This is a genomic window from Microbulbifer sp. TYP-18 (assembly GCF_040932045.1).
GTDB lineage: Bacteria > Pseudomonadota > Gammaproteobacteria > Pseudomonadales > Cellvibrionaceae > Microbulbifer.
In genome coordinates, this window is sequence record NZ_JBFRBC010000008.1 from 1 (window position 1) to 17,032 (window position 17,032).

27 protein-coding genes are annotated in these 17,032 nt (G+C 53.0%); 21 read left to right on the forward strand and 6 right to left on the reverse strand.

All coding sequences use genetic code 11. From position 1 onward, the window contains the following. The 5 genes from ABVT36_RS08770 to ABVT36_RS08790 all read right to left on the reverse strand — a co-directional run. The coding region (locus ABVT36_RS08770; protein ID WP_368456223.1) for a hypothetical protein at positions 1 to 450 on the reverse strand (450 nt) is incomplete at its 3' end. After that, positions 443 to 886, reverse strand: coding sequence for a hypothetical protein (locus tag ABVT36_RS08775; RefSeq protein WP_368456224.1), 444 nt, complete (start codon positions 884 to 886; stop codon positions 443 to 445). The genes ABVT36_RS08775 and ABVT36_RS08770, both read right to left, overlap by 8 nt. Continuing rightward, complete coding sequence (locus ABVT36_RS08780; protein ID WP_367152917.1) at positions 883 to 1,374, reverse strand: HNH endonuclease; 492 nt, start codon at positions 1,372 to 1,374, stop codon at positions 883 to 885. Before ABVT36_RS08780 ends, ABVT36_RS08775 begins: the two co-directional genes overlap by 4 nt. After that, complete coding sequence (locus tag ABVT36_RS08785; protein WP_368456225.1) at positions 1,371 to 1,760, reverse strand: hypothetical protein; 390 nt, start codon at positions 1,758 to 1,760, stop codon at positions 1,371 to 1,373. The genes ABVT36_RS08780 and ABVT36_RS08785 overlap by 4 nt, the downstream gene beginning before the upstream one ends. 255 nt (positions 1,761 to 2,015) lie before the next feature. Then, the gene (locus ABVT36_RS08790; RefSeq protein ID WP_368456226.1) at positions 2,016 to 2,693 is read right to left on the reverse strand and encodes a helix-turn-helix domain-containing protein; all 678 of its coding nucleotides are present in this window, start codon (positions 2,691 to 2,693) and stop codon (positions 2,016 to 2,018) included. A 96-nt stretch (positions 2,694 to 2,789) separates the two neighbouring features. Between ABVT36_RS08790 and ABVT36_RS08795 the strand changes: the two genes are divergently transcribed. The 12 genes from ABVT36_RS08795 to ABVT36_RS08850 all read left to right on the forward strand — a co-directional run bounded on the left by ABVT36_RS08795 (position 2,790) and on the right by ABVT36_RS08850 (position 8,843). Beyond that, on the forward strand, positions 2,790 to 3,053 hold the full coding sequence (locus ABVT36_RS08795) for a Cro/CI family transcriptional regulator (RefSeq protein WP_368456227.1): 264 nt from the start codon (positions 2,790 to 2,792) through the stop codon (positions 3,051 to 3,053). 51 nt (positions 3,054 to 3,104) lie between these two features. Continuing rightward, positions 3,105 to 3,251, forward strand: coding sequence for a hypothetical protein (locus tag ABVT36_RS08800; RefSeq protein WP_368456228.1), 147 nt, complete (start codon positions 3,105 to 3,107; stop codon positions 3,249 to 3,251). A gap of 18 nt (positions 3,252 to 3,269) precedes the next feature. Then, entirely contained in the window at positions 3,270 to 3,446 is a 177-nt protein-coding gene (locus ABVT36_RS08805; RefSeq protein WP_368456229.1) for a hypothetical protein, read from the forward strand. Positions 3,447 to 3,483: 37 nt separating this feature from the next. Beyond that, on the forward strand, positions 3,484 to 4,338 hold the full coding sequence (locus ABVT36_RS08810; protein WP_368456230.1) for a helix-turn-helix domain-containing protein: 855 nt from the start codon (positions 3,484 to 3,486) through the stop codon (positions 4,336 to 4,338). After that, entirely contained in the window at positions 4,289 to 4,663 is a 375-nt protein-coding gene (locus tag ABVT36_RS08815; RefSeq protein ID WP_368456231.1) for a hypothetical protein, read from the forward strand. The genes ABVT36_RS08810 and ABVT36_RS08815 overlap by 50 nt, the downstream gene beginning before the upstream one ends. Before the next feature lie 11 nt (positions 4,664 to 4,674). Further along, positions 4,675 to 4,920: a hypothetical protein gene (locus ABVT36_RS08820; RefSeq protein ID WP_368456232.1), complete on the forward strand. Its 246-nt coding sequence runs from the start codon at positions 4,675 to 4,677 to the stop codon at positions 4,918 to 4,920. Beyond that, positions 4,910 to 5,404 carry a recombination protein NinB gene (locus ABVT36_RS08825; RefSeq protein WP_368456348.1) on the forward strand — a complete coding sequence of 165 codons (495 nt, stop codon included), beginning with the start codon at positions 4,910 to 4,912 and terminating at the stop codon, positions 5,402 to 5,404. The genes ABVT36_RS08820 and ABVT36_RS08825 overlap by 11 nt, the downstream gene beginning before the upstream one ends. Beyond that, positions 5,376 to 5,816 (forward strand): hypothetical protein, encoded by a 441-nt coding sequence (locus ABVT36_RS08830; RefSeq protein ID WP_368456233.1) that lies wholly within the window; start codon positions 5,376 to 5,378, stop codon positions 5,814 to 5,816. The genes ABVT36_RS08825 and ABVT36_RS08830 overlap by 29 nt, the downstream gene beginning before the upstream one ends. A 22-nt stretch (positions 5,817 to 5,838) precedes the next feature. Further along, entirely contained in the window at positions 5,839 to 6,492 is a 654-nt protein-coding gene (locus ABVT36_RS08835; RefSeq protein ID WP_368456234.1) for a hypothetical protein, read from the forward strand. 369 nt (positions 6,493 to 6,861) lie between these two features. Then, positions 6,862 to 7,239, forward strand: a complete 378-nt coding sequence (locus ABVT36_RS08840; protein ID WP_368456235.1) for a D-Ala-D-Ala carboxypeptidase family metallohydrolase — start codon at positions 6,862 to 6,864, stop codon at positions 7,237 to 7,239. 155 nt (positions 7,240 to 7,394) lie between these two features. After that, the gene (locus tag ABVT36_RS08845) at positions 7,395 to 8,312 is read left to right on the forward strand and encodes an alpha/beta fold hydrolase (RefSeq protein ID WP_368456236.1); all 918 of its coding nucleotides are present in this window, start codon (positions 7,395 to 7,397) and stop codon (positions 8,310 to 8,312) included. A 111-nt stretch (positions 8,313 to 8,423) separates the two neighbouring features. Next, positions 8,424 to 8,843: an MAPEG family protein gene (locus ABVT36_RS08850; RefSeq protein ID WP_368456237.1), complete on the forward strand. Its 420-nt coding sequence runs from the start codon at positions 8,424 to 8,426 to the stop codon at positions 8,841 to 8,843. Positions 8,844 to 9,134: 291 nt separating this feature from the next. On the opposite strand, the gene ABVT36_RS08855 is transcribed toward ABVT36_RS08850, so the two are convergent. Beyond that, a complete protein-coding gene (locus ABVT36_RS08855; RefSeq protein WP_368456238.1) occupies positions 9,135 to 9,572 on the reverse strand; it encodes a hypothetical protein in 438 nt (145 codons plus the stop codon). Positions 9,573 to 9,934: 362 nt separating this feature from the next. Here ABVT36_RS08855 and ABVT36_RS08860 point away from each other — a divergent pair, with 362 nt between their 5' ends. From ABVT36_RS08860 to ABVT36_RS08900, 9 genes are read left to right on the forward strand one after another with little or no spacing between them, the layout of a single operon-like run. Then, positions 9,935 to 10,312, forward strand: coding sequence for a 3TM-type holin (locus tag ABVT36_RS08860; RefSeq protein ID WP_368456239.1), 378 nt, complete (start codon positions 9,935 to 9,937; stop codon positions 10,310 to 10,312). Next, positions 10,309 to 10,533 carry a holin gene (locus ABVT36_RS08865; protein ID WP_368456240.1) on the forward strand — a complete coding sequence of 75 codons (225 nt, stop codon included), beginning with the start codon at positions 10,309 to 10,311 and terminating at the stop codon, positions 10,531 to 10,533. The genes ABVT36_RS08860 and ABVT36_RS08865 overlap by 4 nt, the downstream gene beginning before the upstream one ends. After that, the gene (locus ABVT36_RS08870; protein ID WP_368456241.1) at positions 10,523 to 10,771 is read left to right on the forward strand and encodes a hypothetical protein; all 249 of its coding nucleotides are present in this window, start codon (positions 10,523 to 10,525) and stop codon (positions 10,769 to 10,771) included. Before ABVT36_RS08865 ends, ABVT36_RS08870 begins: the two co-directional genes overlap by 11 nt. A 12-nt stretch (positions 10,772 to 10,783) precedes the next feature. Then, positions 10,784 to 11,308: a DNA-packaging protein gene (locus ABVT36_RS08875; protein ID WP_368456242.1), complete on the forward strand. Its 525-nt coding sequence runs from the start codon at positions 10,784 to 10,786 to the stop codon at positions 11,306 to 11,308. Continuing rightward, the gene (locus ABVT36_RS08880; protein WP_368456243.1) at positions 11,301 to 12,782 is read left to right on the forward strand and encodes a phage terminase large subunit; all 1,482 of its coding nucleotides are present in this window, start codon (positions 11,301 to 11,303) and stop codon (positions 12,780 to 12,782) included. Before ABVT36_RS08875 ends, ABVT36_RS08880 begins: the two co-directional genes overlap by 8 nt. Next, positions 12,782 to 14,818, forward strand: a complete 2,037-nt coding sequence (locus ABVT36_RS08885; RefSeq protein WP_368456244.1) for a hypothetical protein — start codon at positions 12,782 to 12,784, stop codon at positions 14,816 to 14,818. Before ABVT36_RS08880 ends, ABVT36_RS08885 begins: the two co-directional genes overlap by 1 nt. A 9-nt stretch (positions 14,819 to 14,827) precedes the next feature. After that, the gene (locus ABVT36_RS08890; protein WP_367148969.1) at positions 14,828 to 15,073 is read left to right on the forward strand and encodes a hypothetical protein; all 246 of its coding nucleotides are present in this window, start codon (positions 14,828 to 14,830) and stop codon (positions 15,071 to 15,073) included. Positions 15,074 to 15,079: 6 nt separating this feature from the next. Then, positions 15,080 to 16,081, forward strand: a complete 1,002-nt coding sequence (locus tag ABVT36_RS08895; RefSeq protein ID WP_368456245.1) for a hypothetical protein — start codon at positions 15,080 to 15,082, stop codon at positions 16,079 to 16,081. A gap of 9 nt (positions 16,082 to 16,090) precedes the next feature. After that, complete coding sequence (locus ABVT36_RS08900) at positions 16,091 to 17,008, forward strand: DUF5309 family protein (protein WP_368456247.1); 918 nt, start codon at positions 16,091 to 16,093, stop codon at positions 17,006 to 17,008. The last annotated feature ends 24 nt before the right edge of the window (positions 17,009 to 17,032 follow it).

The window sequence follows — 17,032 nt, forward strand, 5'->3', positions numbered from 1 at the left end:
GGCGCGCCACATCAGCATCCGCTTTGGATATTGAGTCCATGGCCCTTGCTTGCCCCACAGGCCAGCTTTCTCAGCATCGGCTTGGCTGAATGTTTGGGTATGCGATTTTTTCTCACCGCGACGCCACACTGTGCAGGCAGCTGTCATGGTTTGGTCGTCGAAGGACTCTTGGTGGCCCCCAAAGGCGGGATGGTTCTGGACCAAGGCCAGCAGGGCATCGCCGTAGATAGAAGGCTTCCCGTTAATGACCGCGATATTCTGCAGGGCCTGAATAGGGTTAAGCCCCAGCTCCACACCCATCATCATGGCTACCAGTGCGTCCTGCGGCTTGTTTTGGTATTGCTTGGGAACCATTTGGCTGGTTGCCAGCATGTTGGCCATATTCATGGCCTCACTCATGTTTTGTGGCTGTAATGCAAAGCCACCGGTTTTTGCAGTTTCCCTAGACATGAATATCTTCACACTCCCAGTTGATTTTGCGTTTAACCGCTTCCTGCTGCGGTTGCCTTTGTCGTTGTGGGGCAGGGAAGGGAATCACTTCCCCGCGTTTTGCCCCGCCTAGATCACAGATGGCATCCTCTTCAGCCCAGCTGGTGTCACGCAGCACCAGTGACAGGCGTTCCCGCATAATGGCTTGGGTTTCATCAACCCACTCCCAGCGCTTCAGGTCGCCGACCGGAAAAGGATTTTCACAGTGACCCCAGAGCTGATAGGAGCGGCGGCAGCGCTCGCGAATGGCTTTGCAGACCCCTTTCCACCAGTCCATGTCACAAGCGCGAACCACGGTTACGTTCAGGCCCGGAAACAGGTAGCTGGCCCGACGGCTGGCTGCGACCACAATGGCGCTAATGCTGGCTGTATCGAGGTTGAGCCGTATGGGTTTCATTGTTCAGCCACCTCCGCTCGCATTGCTTCGCGCAGCCGAACCTTCTCAATTACCGGGAGATTGTCAGCTTTCTGGTTGCAGGATTTATGAGCCAATACCAAATTCTCTAATCTGTTCGGGCCGCGTTGACTGAGTGCAACCAGGTGCTCCACGGTGGCATCTGTATCAAGTGGCTTCCCGCAGTAAAAACACTCATCGCCGTCGCGCTTCAAAAGCTGCAGCTTGCGTTTATTCCCATAAAAGCGCTTTGTTGGTTTTCCCTTCCCGGCCCACTTTCCATTGGAGAAATACGCGTTTAAAGCCTCCGTAACGAGTGGGCTGCTGACAGAGAGCCTCCCCTTACTGTTTCGATAGACGACGCCGACGCCTTTAGAACAACGGAAACGAATCACCTCATATTCATTGGTGATCGGCAGCATCTCTGCGCCCTGGTTGCCAAGCCATTTCATGAAGCTGATGATTCGTTTTTCAGAGAGGCGGTTGATCATTCCAGCCAACCCCAGCAGCGAGCCTCGGCTGAGAACTCCTCAAAGTGCTCCTCGGCAATGTGCGCTATGGCTTTGCGGGCAGCCTCTTGGAGCTTGATTCCTGCCTTTGCTGCGTCTTGAAGTGATAACCAGCCGATGTATTCAGGGCCGGTGCTATCGGAGCTCTCGGCCAGGCTGTCGATCCGGTCTGCCATTTCATCGGCGAATAATTCGTAGGCGCGCACGGCAGCTTTGCTCAAAATGCCGCGCTCTTTTAATAAGCGGTACTCGATGAATTCGGCGACTGCCTCGATGTCCTTTTGGGTGATTTCCCGCTGGTTGTCCTGGTGGCACTCGTAGTCGGGCAGGGCTTCCTCTACTGGCCTGGCTGAGCTGGTGGCGTACATAACTGTTGTCCCTATTGCGTATCTGTTGTTCTAAATTCAAGGATGCCTGACTACATTAATGTAAGCATGCTTGATTAATTGGGTCAAGCATACCTTCATCGTTATTTGCGACCAACTTTGTGGATTTGGTCAAGAAAAACTTCTGTCGAAATGATTGAGTCGGGAGCTAAAAAATGCTTTCAGCAAAAATTGTGCTGAAGAAAGGAGGCTCTATTTATTGGGTGTGTATGCCGGCCGAGGTATTAAGATAGCTTTTTAAACTTGCAGGATTATGTCTTTAACGACGCCAACTATGTGGCAGTTACCATTGATCTCAATGGGCCCGTAGGTAGGGTTTAGGGCGCGTAAGTATCTATTAGGTCCGTCAATGACCAGTTTCTTGAGCATGGCCTCTTCTTCATTGTCTAGTTTGGCGACAACGATGGAGCCATTTTCGTATCCGGCGTCTGGGTCCACTATGACAATGTAGCCTTCTGGGATTGATAGGCCAACAGGGGAGGTCATAGAGTCACCTTTAACACGCAGTGCAAAAGCGCTTGGGCCAACTTTGGATATTGTGTTGACCATCTCTTCGCCCTGACCAGGCGGGTAAGGGTCAATTACTTCTCCCCACTCCCCTGCTTGAACATGGGAAATTAGGGGTACAGGGTCTCGAATTTCCGGCCCAGGCTTAACATTGGTTTCATATGTGCCCGACTTCTCGGCGACCCCTGCAGTCCTCATTGGGCCCTTTCCACTGATCAGCCACTCATATGCAAAGCCAGTTGCTTGGGCAACCATGAGAACATTTTGCGCCTTAGGCGACTTTGTTTTTCCATCTTCCCACTGTGAAATTGATTGAGGCTTGATGCCTCCGCATAGCTTTCCAAGCTGTCCTTGGGTTAGCCCTGCTTCTTTACGTGCAAACTTTAAGCGTTCATGGATTAGTTTCATGTAAGGAATCCTTACATATTGGCTATCAGGAATGCTTGACATACTTAAATCAGGCATGCTTTACTTTGATGGTGCCCATGTCATGGTTAAATCGAAATGACCAAAGAACAGGCAATAGGGTTTTTCGGGAGCCCATCCGCCTTAGCAAAATCATTGAATATCACGCCACAGTCGGTTTCGCAGTGGGCGTCAATTCCGGCATACCGGCAATTCCAGATCGCACTGCTATCAAGTGGATCGTTGAAGCCAGATGAAGAGCTTCTTCCGCCAGAAAAAAATATAGCGACAAACACCCATGGCCACCGAGTTCAAAGCGTAGCTGAATACAAGGACTCAAAGGCCGCAGAAATACCAGCATAGGGATACCAAATGTACGCAGACCCAAAACATCTCAGAGACCGAGAGATCAAGTTGCGCGTTGACGACGCCACTTACCAGCTCATTGAGGCCATGGCCCAGTATCACCGCACCCAAAAGGCTGTCCTGGTGAGGGAGCTCGTCGAGGCCCAGTTAGAGCAATTCAGTGATGAGAATAGCAATACAGGACAAGCGGCCTGAAGGCCCCGGAGAGGGTCTATGAAGGAACTGACAACACATTTGAGTCAAGAGCACGTCAAAAAGCTGCAGAATTTGGCTGAAAAAACCGGCAAAACTACTGAAAAGCTTGTCGCTGAGTTAGTTGAGCAAGAGTTAAAGATTCGGACGAAACCTAGAAGTTCAAAGGGGAATCTCCGAGCGTTTAGGAGGGCCTAACGAGGCCCTGAAACGTCACTGGTAAGGGGGGCGCACAATGAGTATGGAACTGATGGTCAAAGCCATGAAGCTCAAGGTGGGGAATCCTCTGCGTAAGCTGGTGCTTTTGAAGCTGGCCGACAACGCTAGCGACCAAGGCGAATGCTGGCCTAGCTATCAACATATTGCTGATCAGTGTGAGATAAGTCGGCGCTCTGTAATTGCCCACATCAAGGCTTTAGAGAAAAGTGGATTTCTGGAGATCAATAACCGGAAATCAACGAATTCCGACAAGCTGAATGCCAGTAATTTGTTTGTGCTGACCCTGGATAAGGGTGGTGAATCTCCTGCACCAGGTGGTGAATCTCCTGCACCAGGGGGTGGTGAATCTCCTGCACCCAGAACCAGTCACTCTCTTGAACCAGTCAATGAACCTAATACTTCCTCGCAAGAGCCAGCCGAGGAAAAGCGAGTCAAAGCGTCAGACGAGGATTACACCCTGGCCAACTTTATCCTCGAAGGTGTCCGTAGGCTCCAGCCCAAATTTAAACCACCCGACCTGGACAGGTGGGCTGACGACTGCCGGAAACTGCGTGAGCTGGATAATCGTTCACCTCGAGAGATAGCCCGCGTGTTCTATTGGGCTAACAACGATGATTTTTGGCAATCCAACATCCTCAGCCCGGCCAAGTTGCGCAAGCAGTTTGACCAGTTGCAAATCAAAGCAAGTCAATGCAAGGGAGCCTGGAATGAAAACCATTCGCCAAGCCCTGGCAACCGCCTCCAGGAGCAACATCGACAGATCAACGCCGCAGCCGCTAGAGCCCAGGCACGAAGAACTGCTGCTGGCCCTGTGGAAGCGGATGAACCAGCTGTACGGCCACAAGTGGTCGTCTCAGCATGCGCTACATGATTCGAAGGCGGATGAGGTGGCGCACCGCTACAGCGAGGATTTCTTGTTGTGGGCGAAGAAGACCTGGGGATTGAGTGAGGTGGCGTGGCAGCGAGGTATGCGTTACGTCGAGTTTCGCAACCAGGAGGCCGCCCGACAGGGGGAGACAGATCAGTGGCCACCGAACTACGCCGAGTTTGTTGGCATGTGTCAGCCAACAGCCGGATCGCAGATGTACCGAAGGTTTGAGCCCCTGAAGCTGCCTGACAAGAGCGCGCAGGAGCGCTCCAGGTCAATTGGTAGCAAGACACTGGGCGACCTGAGATCCCTGCTTGCGGAGGCTTGAGGAGAGTACCTATGTCCTGGATGACTGTAAGCGACATTGCACGGCGGCTGAAATTCGCGAGCGAGGAAAGCCCGCTGGCCGTGTTTCGTGTGAATAAATCAGCAGGGGGCCACGGAGGTATGTACGACGCCGTATTCGCCAATACTGTCGCTGCGCAACATCGCATTGAAACAGGCATTGGCCTAGTGGGTGTGTTTTCCAGCCCATCCCAGTTTACAGAGAAATTAGAGCGGAGCGGATCGAGTGATGGAAGGTGAATTCTGGGTGGTGCGGACTCCGGTACAGAAGGCCAATGCTCTGGACCACCTGAACCGCCTGAAGCCAAATTCTGAGAAGCCCATGGCGGTCAAGGTGGAACCGTTCAGGGCAACTCGCAGCACCTTACAGAACCGATTCTTGTGGGGCTGGGTATATGCGGAGATCACCCGCCAGCTGGATGAGGCCGGCATAGTCATCCCTTGCGATGACGGCAGAGAGCATCCCTACACCAAGGAGCTGCTGCACGAGATATTCAAGCAGAAGTTCCTAGCCATTGGCAGCATCGAGGCGAAGGGCAAAAGCATCACGCTGTACGGCTCTACCACGAAGCTGACGAAAAAGAAGTTCTCGGAGTATTTGGAGGATGTGCGCCGTTTCGTCTTTGATTTTTGGCACATCACTGTGACGGACCCCTATGCGGGGGAATACAAGGCCATTTGGGGAGAGTTGAGCCGTGGGTGTAAAGATCACAAGTGCGGATAAATGGTTCTCAAGGTGTGTACGGGAAAGGGCTGGGTGGCGGTGTGAGGGCTGTCAAAGCGAATACCCTGAAAACAGCGCCGGGCTGCAATGTTCTCACTTTCATGGGCGGGGCAGCTACGCCGTTCGGTTCGACCCAGACAACGCTTTTGCACATTGCACCCGCTGTCACTACTTCTTTGAGGGTAACCCTCACGAGTTCACCCGGTGGGTAAGGGAAAGGCTCGGGGAGGGCGCCTACGACATCCTGCTGGAGAAAAAGCAGGTGGTCGACAATGCCCGATTCGCCAGGCGGGATGTGAAGCAAAGACACAAGAGCGAAATATCGAGGCATTACCGAGAGGAGTACCGCCGTATGCAGGTGCTGAGGAAGGGTGGCGATATGGAACGAATAGAGTTTGCCGGATATTTTTGAGGCGTATCATTACGGTCAAACCATGAGATTTCATACCGCTCGTCAAGCATGGCATGATGCTTTCGATAGCCCCTCACAGCAATCCGATTACGCGGCAGCCCTTAAAGCCCAAGCGGTGTTCGGTCGGAGTGCCAAGCGCTATACGGACGAGATTCGAGATGAAGATGGCAAAATAACGGCCAGGATGCCGGCACAGACTCTCTATGCGGTCGAAACAAGAGTAGGGAAGGGTAGTAGCGATCGGATCATGGACGCCTGTGAAAAGGGCCTGGTTCAAAACGCGGTTGCCAGGCTACGCCAAACCGACCCACTGGCCTACAGCTGGGGTATGGCTGCCTATGCGCCACCCGCAGCGCGGTTCAAAGAGCGTGCGGCGCTCCTTCACTACTTAATGACCGAGTTTGACCAATGGGGTGAGTCGCACAATCGAACCCAGGTCAGCAAGCTGGCCTTCTTCTGCATCAACGCCTGCGCCCTTAGGGATGTGAACGGCCGGCCTATCGACCTGAGCCAAGCTCGGACTATCCTGGGGTGCAGTAAAGCGAAATGGGACCAGGAGTGGGTAAGGATCTGGAAGCGCTTTCAGCGGCGCCTGGACCCGTTACCGCCAAGAGCGCTGGGTCCGGTGGCTGAACTCGTAGAAGATTATCGAAAGCGTTGCCAGCAGCTGGGTTGACAAGTTTGTCCTGAGGGGGTATAAAAACTCTAGCATGCCGTTTTTGCGCATTGCAGACTAAGAACCCGCTTAATGGCGGGTTTTTTTGTGTCCGAAATTCGACCGTTTGCTCCGAAGTAGCTACCCCTATGGATGAATTCCTCAAGTGCTTTGCAATAGCCAAGCGTTGGAACAGGTGGGTGCTCTATAACGATTTCCATTTGAAGCACGTAGTGGTTCACCCTGATGATTTCGAATTGATGGGGTTTCCTCAAGATTGGTTAGGAATTCCAGTTAAGCCGCTGGGCCAAGAGTGATTTAACGCCAATAGCCACCACAGTCAATATTCTAAGCCCGCCCAATGCGGGCTTTTTCATTTCTGGTGATCCTATGTTCAAGAACGACTACTTCACGGAAGAGGAGTTGGCTTGCCGTTGTTGTGGCAAGAACCACTTCTCGGATAACACCTTGCACCGATTGATCAGGGTGAGGGAGCGGTTTGCCAAACCGATGGTGATCACCTCAGGTTATCGCTGCCCGGCCCATTGCGCCAAGATCGGCTCCACCATGACGCATACCACGGGGCAGGCGGTGGATGTATCAGTTGCTGGTGGGCGGGCCTATGAGCTGCTGAGTATCGCGCAGGATGAGGGGTTTACCGGTATTGGTGTGAAGCAGAAGGGCGCTCATAGCAGCCGATTCTTGCACCTGGATGACCTTGAACCCGTACCGGGCGAGCGGGCCCGGCCTACTGTGTGGAGCTATTAGCCGCTTTCTGGATTGTATGAAATTTGCTCAATTTCATGGTTTGAATAGTACTTTGGCGAAGTGGCACCAGGTTGCCTCTGGCGTAGGAATTAGGATAATAAGTTTATGGTGATCAATATATAAATCTTAGATAAATTCTCCATTAGGAAGGTAGGATGAACTGTTACAGTTACCCAGCTTTGTATATTGACAAAATTCCAAGTTTTTCTAAGCCGAATCCAGAGTCTGTCTTCCATAGCCAATGGTTGAATTTGGAAAAAAGCAGAGTCAGATATATTCGGGTAGGGAATTCAGAAGCAAAGAATACTGTTGTTCTTATGCCCGATCCTCCAAATACAATTGAACATATGGAGGAACTGATAAAAATACTTGAAAAAACTTTTCAAGTTATTGCGTTTGAAGGTGCTGGGTTTGGCTTTTCAACAGCCTCTTTGTCCTATAGCTTTACCATTGAAGACAATGCCGATGTCATTATTCAGTTGCTGGAAAAGCTTAATATAAAAAATGCCATACTGGCTCTTACATGCATTGCAGCACTGCCGGCATTATTGGTGGCCAATAAACGTCCCGATATTGTGGTTGGCCTAGTGCTGGGACAAGTGCCTTCTCTGAACGAGGCTAAATGCTGGGCTAAGCGCGTTGACTTTAAAGGTCTTATCGGTACGCCATATGTTGGGCAAATTTTACTAAGATTTCTGCGGAGGAGACTAGCTGATACTTGGTATAAAAATGCGTTACTAAAGGGGGCAGATAGGAACCTCTATACTAATAGGGCAGTTGATTCATTCCGAAGAGGTGCCAGATTTTCACTTGCATCGGCTTTTCAAGCGCTTTTGCGTGATAGAACACCTGAGTCTGAGTTGATCGCCACCCAAAACGCTATAGTTTTGTGGGGTACATCAGACAAAACTCACAAAAAAACTAATAAGAGTTCCATTTTGAGTTTGCTGCCAAACGGTAAAATAATAGAGCTGCAGAATTGTGCGCACTTCCCAGATATTGAACTGCCAAAAAATTTTGCTGAATGTGTTGTCGAAATAGCGGAAAGTCTTTCATCTAAAAATCGACTTTGATATAAAGTTAAACTAGAAGTCCGTTTTATTCAAAAATTATTTATTCGTCGGCAGCCAGTGTGATTACCGCTATATAAATGTTATGCATAACTAAGAAGCTAGGTACCTGATATGACACATAGTTTAATTTTTGTGCCCGTCGCTATGCAAATAGCACTTACACTGTGGCTCTATATCGTCTTGGCAAGTGCGAAATCGAAAGCCATAAAGCGCGGTGAAGTCAAGGAAGAACGTAGAGCGTTACATGATGACGCTTGGCCCGACAGCGTGCTTCAAATCAATAACAGTATTCGAAATCAATTTGAAGTGCCCGTATTATTCTATATTCTCATTGGCGTTATATGGAGTATTGGCGCCGTCAACACCTATATATACATCGCAGCTTGGGTTTTCGTTATAAGTAGATTTATTCATGCGGCAGTGCATACTGGGTCAAACTATGTCCCACTGCGGCGGAATGTATTCATGTTGGGCTGTTTTGTTCTTATTGGACTGCTGGTTTTCATGGTGTACAAATTGGCAACTAGTTGAAAATACAATTTCAAGAAATTCAATACGGTACTTCGAGTTTAACTATCGCATTCACTGGGGAATTTACGTTAGAAAGCTTCTGCGATTTTTGCATATGCGATGATGGTAGGCGACTAACAAACTAGCGAAGCACAACTCCTTATACCAATCCTCAACCACCCAAACCGGCCACCGAGCCGGTTTTTTTATGCCTGGAGAAAGCTACTTCCCCAGGTCTTACTTGGAACTACCTTCATCAGAGTCAGAGGCCAAAATAAAGCATTCTAAAATCTTGACCTTTGAATATCCTGACTAGTTATTTACTTCACTCTTTGAGAAATTAGTACGTTTGTAGGGGTTGGATGTCAAAATGTAAGTCGCCCAAACGTATGGCCAAGGGATAACAAGTAGATCGATGATGATTCCGATCGTATTCGCATTTACAAGTTCGGCGGCTACAGGGTCGATTTCTCCTGCCAGCCAAAGTTGTGCCCCAACTGCAAGCATCCAAATTGCTTTATAGGTTAACTGCATCAACAGCACTGGTAGCATTTTCAGTGGGTGTAAAACGCCGAATAGGGATAGTAAGGTGAGAGCCCCCCAAAAACTGAATGCTACTCCTTCCAAGGGGTCCCATATTTCACCTGGGTTGATGATGGTCGGCCATACACTAAAGCCAAATACTACAGCTATAAAAAGATAAAATGCTCTTAATATATTTATTCTCCACCTTGAGACTTCTTTTTGCATGGTTTTCTCCTTCATTTTTAACGTTGCACTATGTGCTCCTGGCGTGTTTTTTATCTTTCGCCAACTATCGAAGAAATTAAAGTATTTTGGTTTAATATTTGTTTCTCATGTGGCCCTTGATGCCGGCCAGCAAGACTGGGGATACCAGAACTGTTAGAGCACTTAACATAAGTAAATTTCCAGTATGTATATTTAGGCCGTGAGGGATGCCCCAGAAGTTCTGGTCTTTCACAAACTAACCTAAAGCATATTCTAATACAACGGTATTTGCCCAAAGATGGCTTGAGGTTAAACGTGCGCTTTGGAGGACAAGAGGTGGGCCGCTTCCGCTCTCACCCCATTTTTTCAATTTGGAGCTAATGATGCTAGGTGCAATTAGTGCTATCTCTGGTTTGATCGGCAAGGCCGTTGATAAGGCGTTTCCGGACAAGTCCGAGGCGAATAGGCTCAAGGCGGAGATTGACCGCCAGTTGATCGCAATGGAACGCAAGGAGCTGGAATCGGCGACCAGTGTGATTACGGCCGAGGCGGGCGGGGAGAGCTGGCTTCAGCGTTGCTGGCGTCCTATTGCCATGCTGACCTTTGTTAGCTTAGTGGTGGCGCATTGGTTGGGATGGACCGCACCCAACCTCAGCGAGGAGCAAACACTAGCGCTGCTGGAGATCGTAAAGATCGGCCTGGGTGGTTATGTGGTGGGCCGCAGTGCTGAAAAAGCCATCAAGACATGGAAACAGTCATGACCGTTCACGACCTGATGCGAGAGGTGGCTGAGAAGGCTGGCCACGCCACAACGGTAACAGCAGGCGCTATCGGTAGTCTCTATAGCCTGTTTACTCAAAACCCCATTGGCTTCATCTGTGCTTTGGTAGCGGTCGCCTCCTTTGTGATGAATTGGTACTACAGCTACCAACGCCACAAGATGGCCAGAGAGCGTAACAGGAGAGAACGTAATGGCGCGTAAAGACCGCAAAGCACCTAAAGCTTCCGTTGAGAAGCGGGGCCTGATTGCGACCCTCTTCAAAGGTCAGCCGGATCCCTTCAAGCCCGGAGTGCTGGTACGTATCGAAACAAAAACCTTGCGCGTACTGGAGAGTGACCGGGAGACGGTGACTTTCAATGTGGATGGCATGCCGTCTGTGTGGAAGCGCGTCTGGTTAAACAACTATGACAGTGGTCATATCTTCATTCTTCCCCAGTGAGACGAGAACACTATGGCTGCACCCAAAGGTAATCAGTTCTGGAAGGCCAGGACAAGGCACGGCCGCGAGAAGTTGTTCTCCAGCGCTGACGCTTTGTGGGAGGCTTGCTGCCAGTACTTCGAGTGGGTGGAGGCCAACCCCCTTTGGGAAGACAAGATCGTCAGCTCCAACGGTGAGCCTGTCAGCATGCCCATGTTTAAGATGCGGGCCATGACCATTGAAGGGCTTTGCCTGTTTTTGGGAATCACCACAAGATGCTGGCAGCGTTGGCGGGAGAACGAAAGTGAAGATTTCGTTCGAGTCGTAGAGAGGGTTGATAACGTGGTTCGAGAGCAGAAGTTCACAGGCGCTGCGGCAGGGCTTCTCAACTCCAACATCATCGCTCGCGACCTGGGCCTGAAGGATCAATCCACACAGGAGCTGACCGGCAAGGACGGCGGCCCCATCAAGCATGAACACCGCATGACCCCGACAAGGGCCCGGGAGGTGCTGGAGCGTCACGGCATAGACCCGGAGACAGTCGGCGGCGGTGACTGAGGCGGAGGAAGTAGAGCTCGCTGAGGCCCTGGAGGTCTTGGAGCGCGAGCGGGCGTTTCTGCAGGGTATCCCCGCACGCCTTCGATGTATTTTCAGCGCCAGGCAGCGAACCATCATCCTGGTCGGTGGCCGTGGATCTGCCAAGTCTTATACAGCCGCAAAGTTTGTGGCGAGGCGCATTGATTCCGGTCAGCGCTGGATGATGGCGCGGGAGTTCCAAAACAGTATTGATGATTCCGTCCACGCACTGGTGAAGGCGCAGGTCGACGAGTTGCAATTGTCGGGCTGTCGCTACGACGGAACCCGAGTGTATGGCCCTTGCGGTGGTGAGGGTTTTTATCGGGGTCTTGCGCGTAACCTGGAGTCGATGAAATCCACCTTTGCGCTCGATGGCGTATGGGTGGAGGAGGCGGCAACCCTGTCGGAAAAGAGCCTGGATCTTCTGGCGCCCACGGTACGGGAAGAGGGCTCGCAGCTGCTGTTTACTCTGAATCGGGGTGCCAGTGCTGATCCGTTTGCCAAGCGGTACCTGGCCCCCTATGAGAAGCATCTGGCAAAGGATGGCATCTATCAGGATGACGACCTGCTGATTATCGAGATCAACTACCCGGACAACCCCTGGTTCCCGGAGGTGTTGGAACGGGACCGCACGCGGGACTTTGAATTACTACCCCGGGCGAAATACAACCACATTTGGCTGGGTGCCTACGCCGATACCGTGGACAACGCCATCATAGAACCCGAGTGGTTCGATGCCTGTGTGGATGCCCACAAAAAGCTGGGCTTCGAGCCTGTTGGCCAGGAGCGTATCGGCTATGACCCCGCTGATGCCGGCGATGCAAAAGCAGTGGCCCATGTTCACGGCTCAGTGGTGTTGGATGTGCGATCAACCGATGCCGGTGATGTGGACAGTGCGACCAACTGGGCCCTGAGTTACGCCAATCAGCGCAAGCCAGACGCCTTTATCTGGGATGTGGTCGGTATTGGCGCCGGCCTTAAAGGGCAGGTCAGTAGCGGCATGGCCGGCAAGAAAATCGAGCTGGTGGGCTTCAATGGTGCTGCTATTCCGGAATCCCCCGACGCTATCTACAAGCCGGAAGATGGCGAGATAGCGGAGCCAAAGACCAATCGAGAGACATTCGCGAATCGGAGAGCCCAGTTCTACTGGATGTTGCGGGATCGGATGTTCAAGACCTGGCTGGCGGTGGAAAAGGGCAGGTATATCAGCCCCGATGAGCTGATCAGCATCCGTGGTGATATTGAGGAGATGGCGCAGCTGCGTTCCGAGGTGTGCCGTATCCCACGCAAATACGTGGCCGGCGGCAAGATTCAACTGCTGAGCAAGCCCGATATGAAAAAGCTGGGGATCGAGTCCCCGAACATGGCCGACGCACTGATGATGTGCATGGCCGAAGTGGCAGTCGATGATGACGACTTCGACTACTCCCGCTCTAACCCTGGAATCCGTTACTGATGGCAAAAAGCAAAACCGACATTCTGAAGCTGGCCGAGCAGTGCATCCGGTTATCTGAGGGTGACGATGATTCCACCAACACGGATGACCGTGCCAAGGCGTACAAGTATTACTACGGCGAGCCCTTCGGTAATGAACGTGAGGACCGTTCCGACTATGTGAGCCGCGATGTGTTCGATGCGGTGGAGGACACCAAGGAGATCCTGCTGGAGGTATTTGGCTCCAACCGGGAGACGGTGAGGTTCACCCCGCAGGACCAGGACGATGTGTTGCAGGCCAAGCTCCGCACCAGCTACTGCAATCGAGTGTTCAACAAAAACAACGCCGGCTATTCCGTCCTGCACGATTCCATCCAGGATGCGCTGCTGGCCAAGAACTGCACGGCGAAGGTGTATTGGAGTGAGGAGACCGAATATAAAACCAAGCTGATGCAAGGCATTCCCCCGGAGGACTATGCACAGCTGGAACACTCGGACGCCGAGATCATTCAGGCCGAGCAGGACGAAACCACTGGCCTGATTGATGCCGAGGTCAGAGTCCCGGTGGATGCCTCCCACATCGCTGTTGAGATTATTGCGCCTGAGCGGGTGATTCGGGATCCGAACGCTACCGAGCCGGGCGAGGCCCGTTTCTGGGGTGAGAAAAGCGATGTGACCCGTGCCGAGCTGGTGGAGATGGGTTTTGATCCTGAGCTGGTTGCCGGCCTGACCGCCGATGGCGACGCCCAGCACGAGATGGAAGAGCAAGCACGCGAGGGTGTGGCCACTGGTGAGGATCTATTGGGCGAGCCCTCACAGGAGACACTGGAGCTCTATGAGCTGTTTATCTGGTGGGACGCCGAGGACGATGGCACCGCCCAGTTGCACCAGGTGTTCAAGGTGGGCAACAGCCTCCTCGATGTGGAGGAGGTCCAGCGCATGCCGTATTTCAATTGGGCGGCGTTGCGGGTCGCGCATCGATACGACGGTCTGTCCACCTGCGACATCATTGGCGATATTCAAAAGCTCAAATCCACCATCAAGCGTCAGATCGTCGATAACCTGATGATCACCAACAACCAGTCTCGCATTGCCCGCCAGGGTGTTTTTGTGAACCCCGCCGACTGGATTGATAACCCGGTGGGTGCGACTCACTGGGTGAAGAAAGACTTCAACGGCACTATGGCCGATGTGGCCTTGCCCGCGCCGGCGCCCCAGCTCTCCGCGCACACCATGCCCACGCTTGAGATACTGAACCAGGACAAAGAGCACCGGGCCGGTGTTTCGCGTCTGACTGCCGGCCTTAACCAAGCCGTGATCAGCAATCAAAATGCTGACGACATGATCAACCGCATGACCACCGCCGCCATGCGCCGTGTTATGGGCATGGCCAGGCGCTATGCCGAACTGTTCCTGATTCCGATCTTCCAGGAAATCTACACCCTGGGTCTTGAGCATGACCAGCAGGGCCTGATGGCGGAGGTGGATGGCGAATGGCAGCAGCTGGTACCACAGCAGCTGGGGGACGCGGTGGATATGGAAGTGACTACGGCGCTCACTCCTGACGATGCCGAGAGTCGTGCGCGAACACTGCTAGTGCTGCACAACACTCTGAGTCAGGGGATGCAGCTGGATCCGTCCATGGCCACACTCTATGGCCCCCAGAACAAGTACGCGCTGTTGCGCGAAGTATTTAAGCTCTCCGGTCAACCATCGCCGGAGTTCCTGACCGACCCACAATCTGACCTGGCGGGGCTGCAGAACCAATTGGCACAGATGGGCCAGCAGATGCAGCAGCTGCAAATGCAGAATCAGCAACTGCAAGGTGTGGTGCAGCAGGTCAACCAGGCCGAGCTAGATATTAAGCAGACCGACGCCCAGACCCGTGCAGCCAAGGTGCAAGGCGACCTGTCCTTGAAGGCGCAGAAGCAGCGCCAGGAATTCACACTCGGTGAGCGCAAGCAGACATTGGCCGAGGATGCCGAGGCGCATGAGCAGATGATTGACGAGGCCGAGCTGGTGCTGGAGCGCACCCAACAGCGTCCTGTCAGCGTATAGGAAACTCCCATGAAAAAGCTTTTGAAGCGGGTCGGATCGACCTGCCTGCACCCGCTTGACCGCAAGGCGCGGGCCCGGGAACTGCTGGAACAGCCGGTTTTTCAGCAGGCGGTCAAAGATGTGATGGCGGACCTGCAGCGGGAGTGGCTGTACTGCGAAAACGCCAATCAGCGGGAAGAGCTGCACCGCCAGACCCGCGCTTTGTCCCGCGTTACGGAAAAGTTAAAAGCCTATTACCAACCAATCGAGGAATAACCAGTCATGCTGGACTCCGAAGATACAGAGCGCAACGCGCTCGACAACGCACTTTCCGAAGTCATGGGCGAGGTGGAGGAGCCGAAAGGCCAACCAGAAACCGAGACCGCAGATGAGGAAGAATCCCAACCTGAAGCTGACACTGAAACCGAGGAAGAGGTTGAGACCGAGGACTCCGAAGAGGAGCAGACCGAGGACGATGCCGATACTGAGGAAGAAGAGTTAGAGAACACCGAAGATGACGAGAGTGGCACTGAGCTGTCCGACGACGCCACGCTCAATATCGACGGCGAAGAGGTATCGGTTAAGCAGGTGAAAGCCTGGCGCGATGCCGAGAAAAACTTTCAGGTGGGGTACACCAAGAAGTATCAAAAGCTGGCCGAAACCCAGAAGAGCGCGGACTCCAAGCTGGAGCAATCGGAGCAAATTCTGGGATTCCTGGAGGCGCAATTGAAAGCGCCGTTACAGCAGTTTCAGGGTATTGACTGGCAAGCGCTGCAAGTCAGCGACCCGGCCAAATACCAGGCGCTGCAGGGCCAGTTTCAGCAGGCCATGACTAGCCACCGGCAAGTAGAGCAGGCCGTCAAGCAACTACAGGACAAGGCGAAAGAGCAGCGCGATTCCGAGTTTCAGCGCAAGGCTCAAGAGGCTGTCGCCACCCTGAAGGAGATGCACGCGGACTGGAGCAACACACTGTATCACCAGGTACTGGACTACGCCGTGGAAAGCGGCGTGCCGCGTGAAGAGATCGCGCAGGAGGTCCGCCCCTGGGTGATTAATGCATTGCTTGCCAATATGCGCTCCGCAAAGGCGCAAAAGGTCAAGGCTGAACCCAAACCCCAATCTGTTAAGAGAACTATCAAGCAAAAGGCAGCATCGAAGCCCCGCACCCAGGCGCAGAAGCGCGCCGATCAACTGAAGCGTGACCGCACTTTGGCCGCCAAAGGTGATCGCAGCGCCCAGAACCGGGTGATTGCGGCAGAGGTGGATGCCCAGCTTGGGCTCTGAGGAATTCCCATGACGACTACTTATGATTCCGTCGGCAATGCCGAGGACTTCAAAGACGCGATCTTTGATACCAAAACCATCGACACCCCCTATATGAACATCGCCAAGAAAGCCAAGGCGACCGGCAAGCTGCACGAGTGGCAGCAGCGCGACCTGACTGCGGCCGGTGACAATGCGGTTGTGGAAGGTGACGATAATCCCACCAAGACCTACACCCCGACTGTGCTGCGCTCCAATCGCGTGCAGCTGATGGACAAGGCCTTCAAAATCTCCGATACCCTGGAGGAGATTAAAAAGCACGGCCGCAAATCCGAGTTGCGCGACCAGTCAGCAGTAAAGCTGCGGGAACTCAAGAACGATGGCGAGCACGCCATGACCGGTATGCCCACTCAGGCCGCAGTGGCCGGTGATGGTTCCAGCACGGCGGCACGTATGGCGGGCCTCGCTGGTCAAGTGCATGCGGACAACCGCGTGGATCACTCCGGGGATGGCGGCACTACAGCGACCAAATTCACAGCCGCCAACGGAGAGGCCTCTATCAAGAAGGGTCAACTGGCGGCGTACAATTCCGGCGGCAACCCGGATACGCTGTTGATCAATCCGGAGCACGCGGACGCTATTGCCGGCTTTGCTCAGCAGACCGGCCGCAACCGCGATATTGAGGACAAGCGCCTTGTGGACTGTATCGACATTATTGACACGCCACACGGCTCCCTGTCGGTGGTGAAGGGCCGCTTCATGGACAGCACCACCATTCTCGGGATCGACTCCGAGTACGCTGATGTGGCCGTCCTGCAGCCGGCCAAGCTGAAGACTCTGGCGGTCACTGGTCACTCCCAGCCGATGATGTGGAAATGGGAGGGTTGTGGCGATGTCCTCAACAATAAGACGTGGTTTGTGATCGACCATATCGATCCAGCCGCTTAATTCATAAATCGCAGCAGCAGGGCG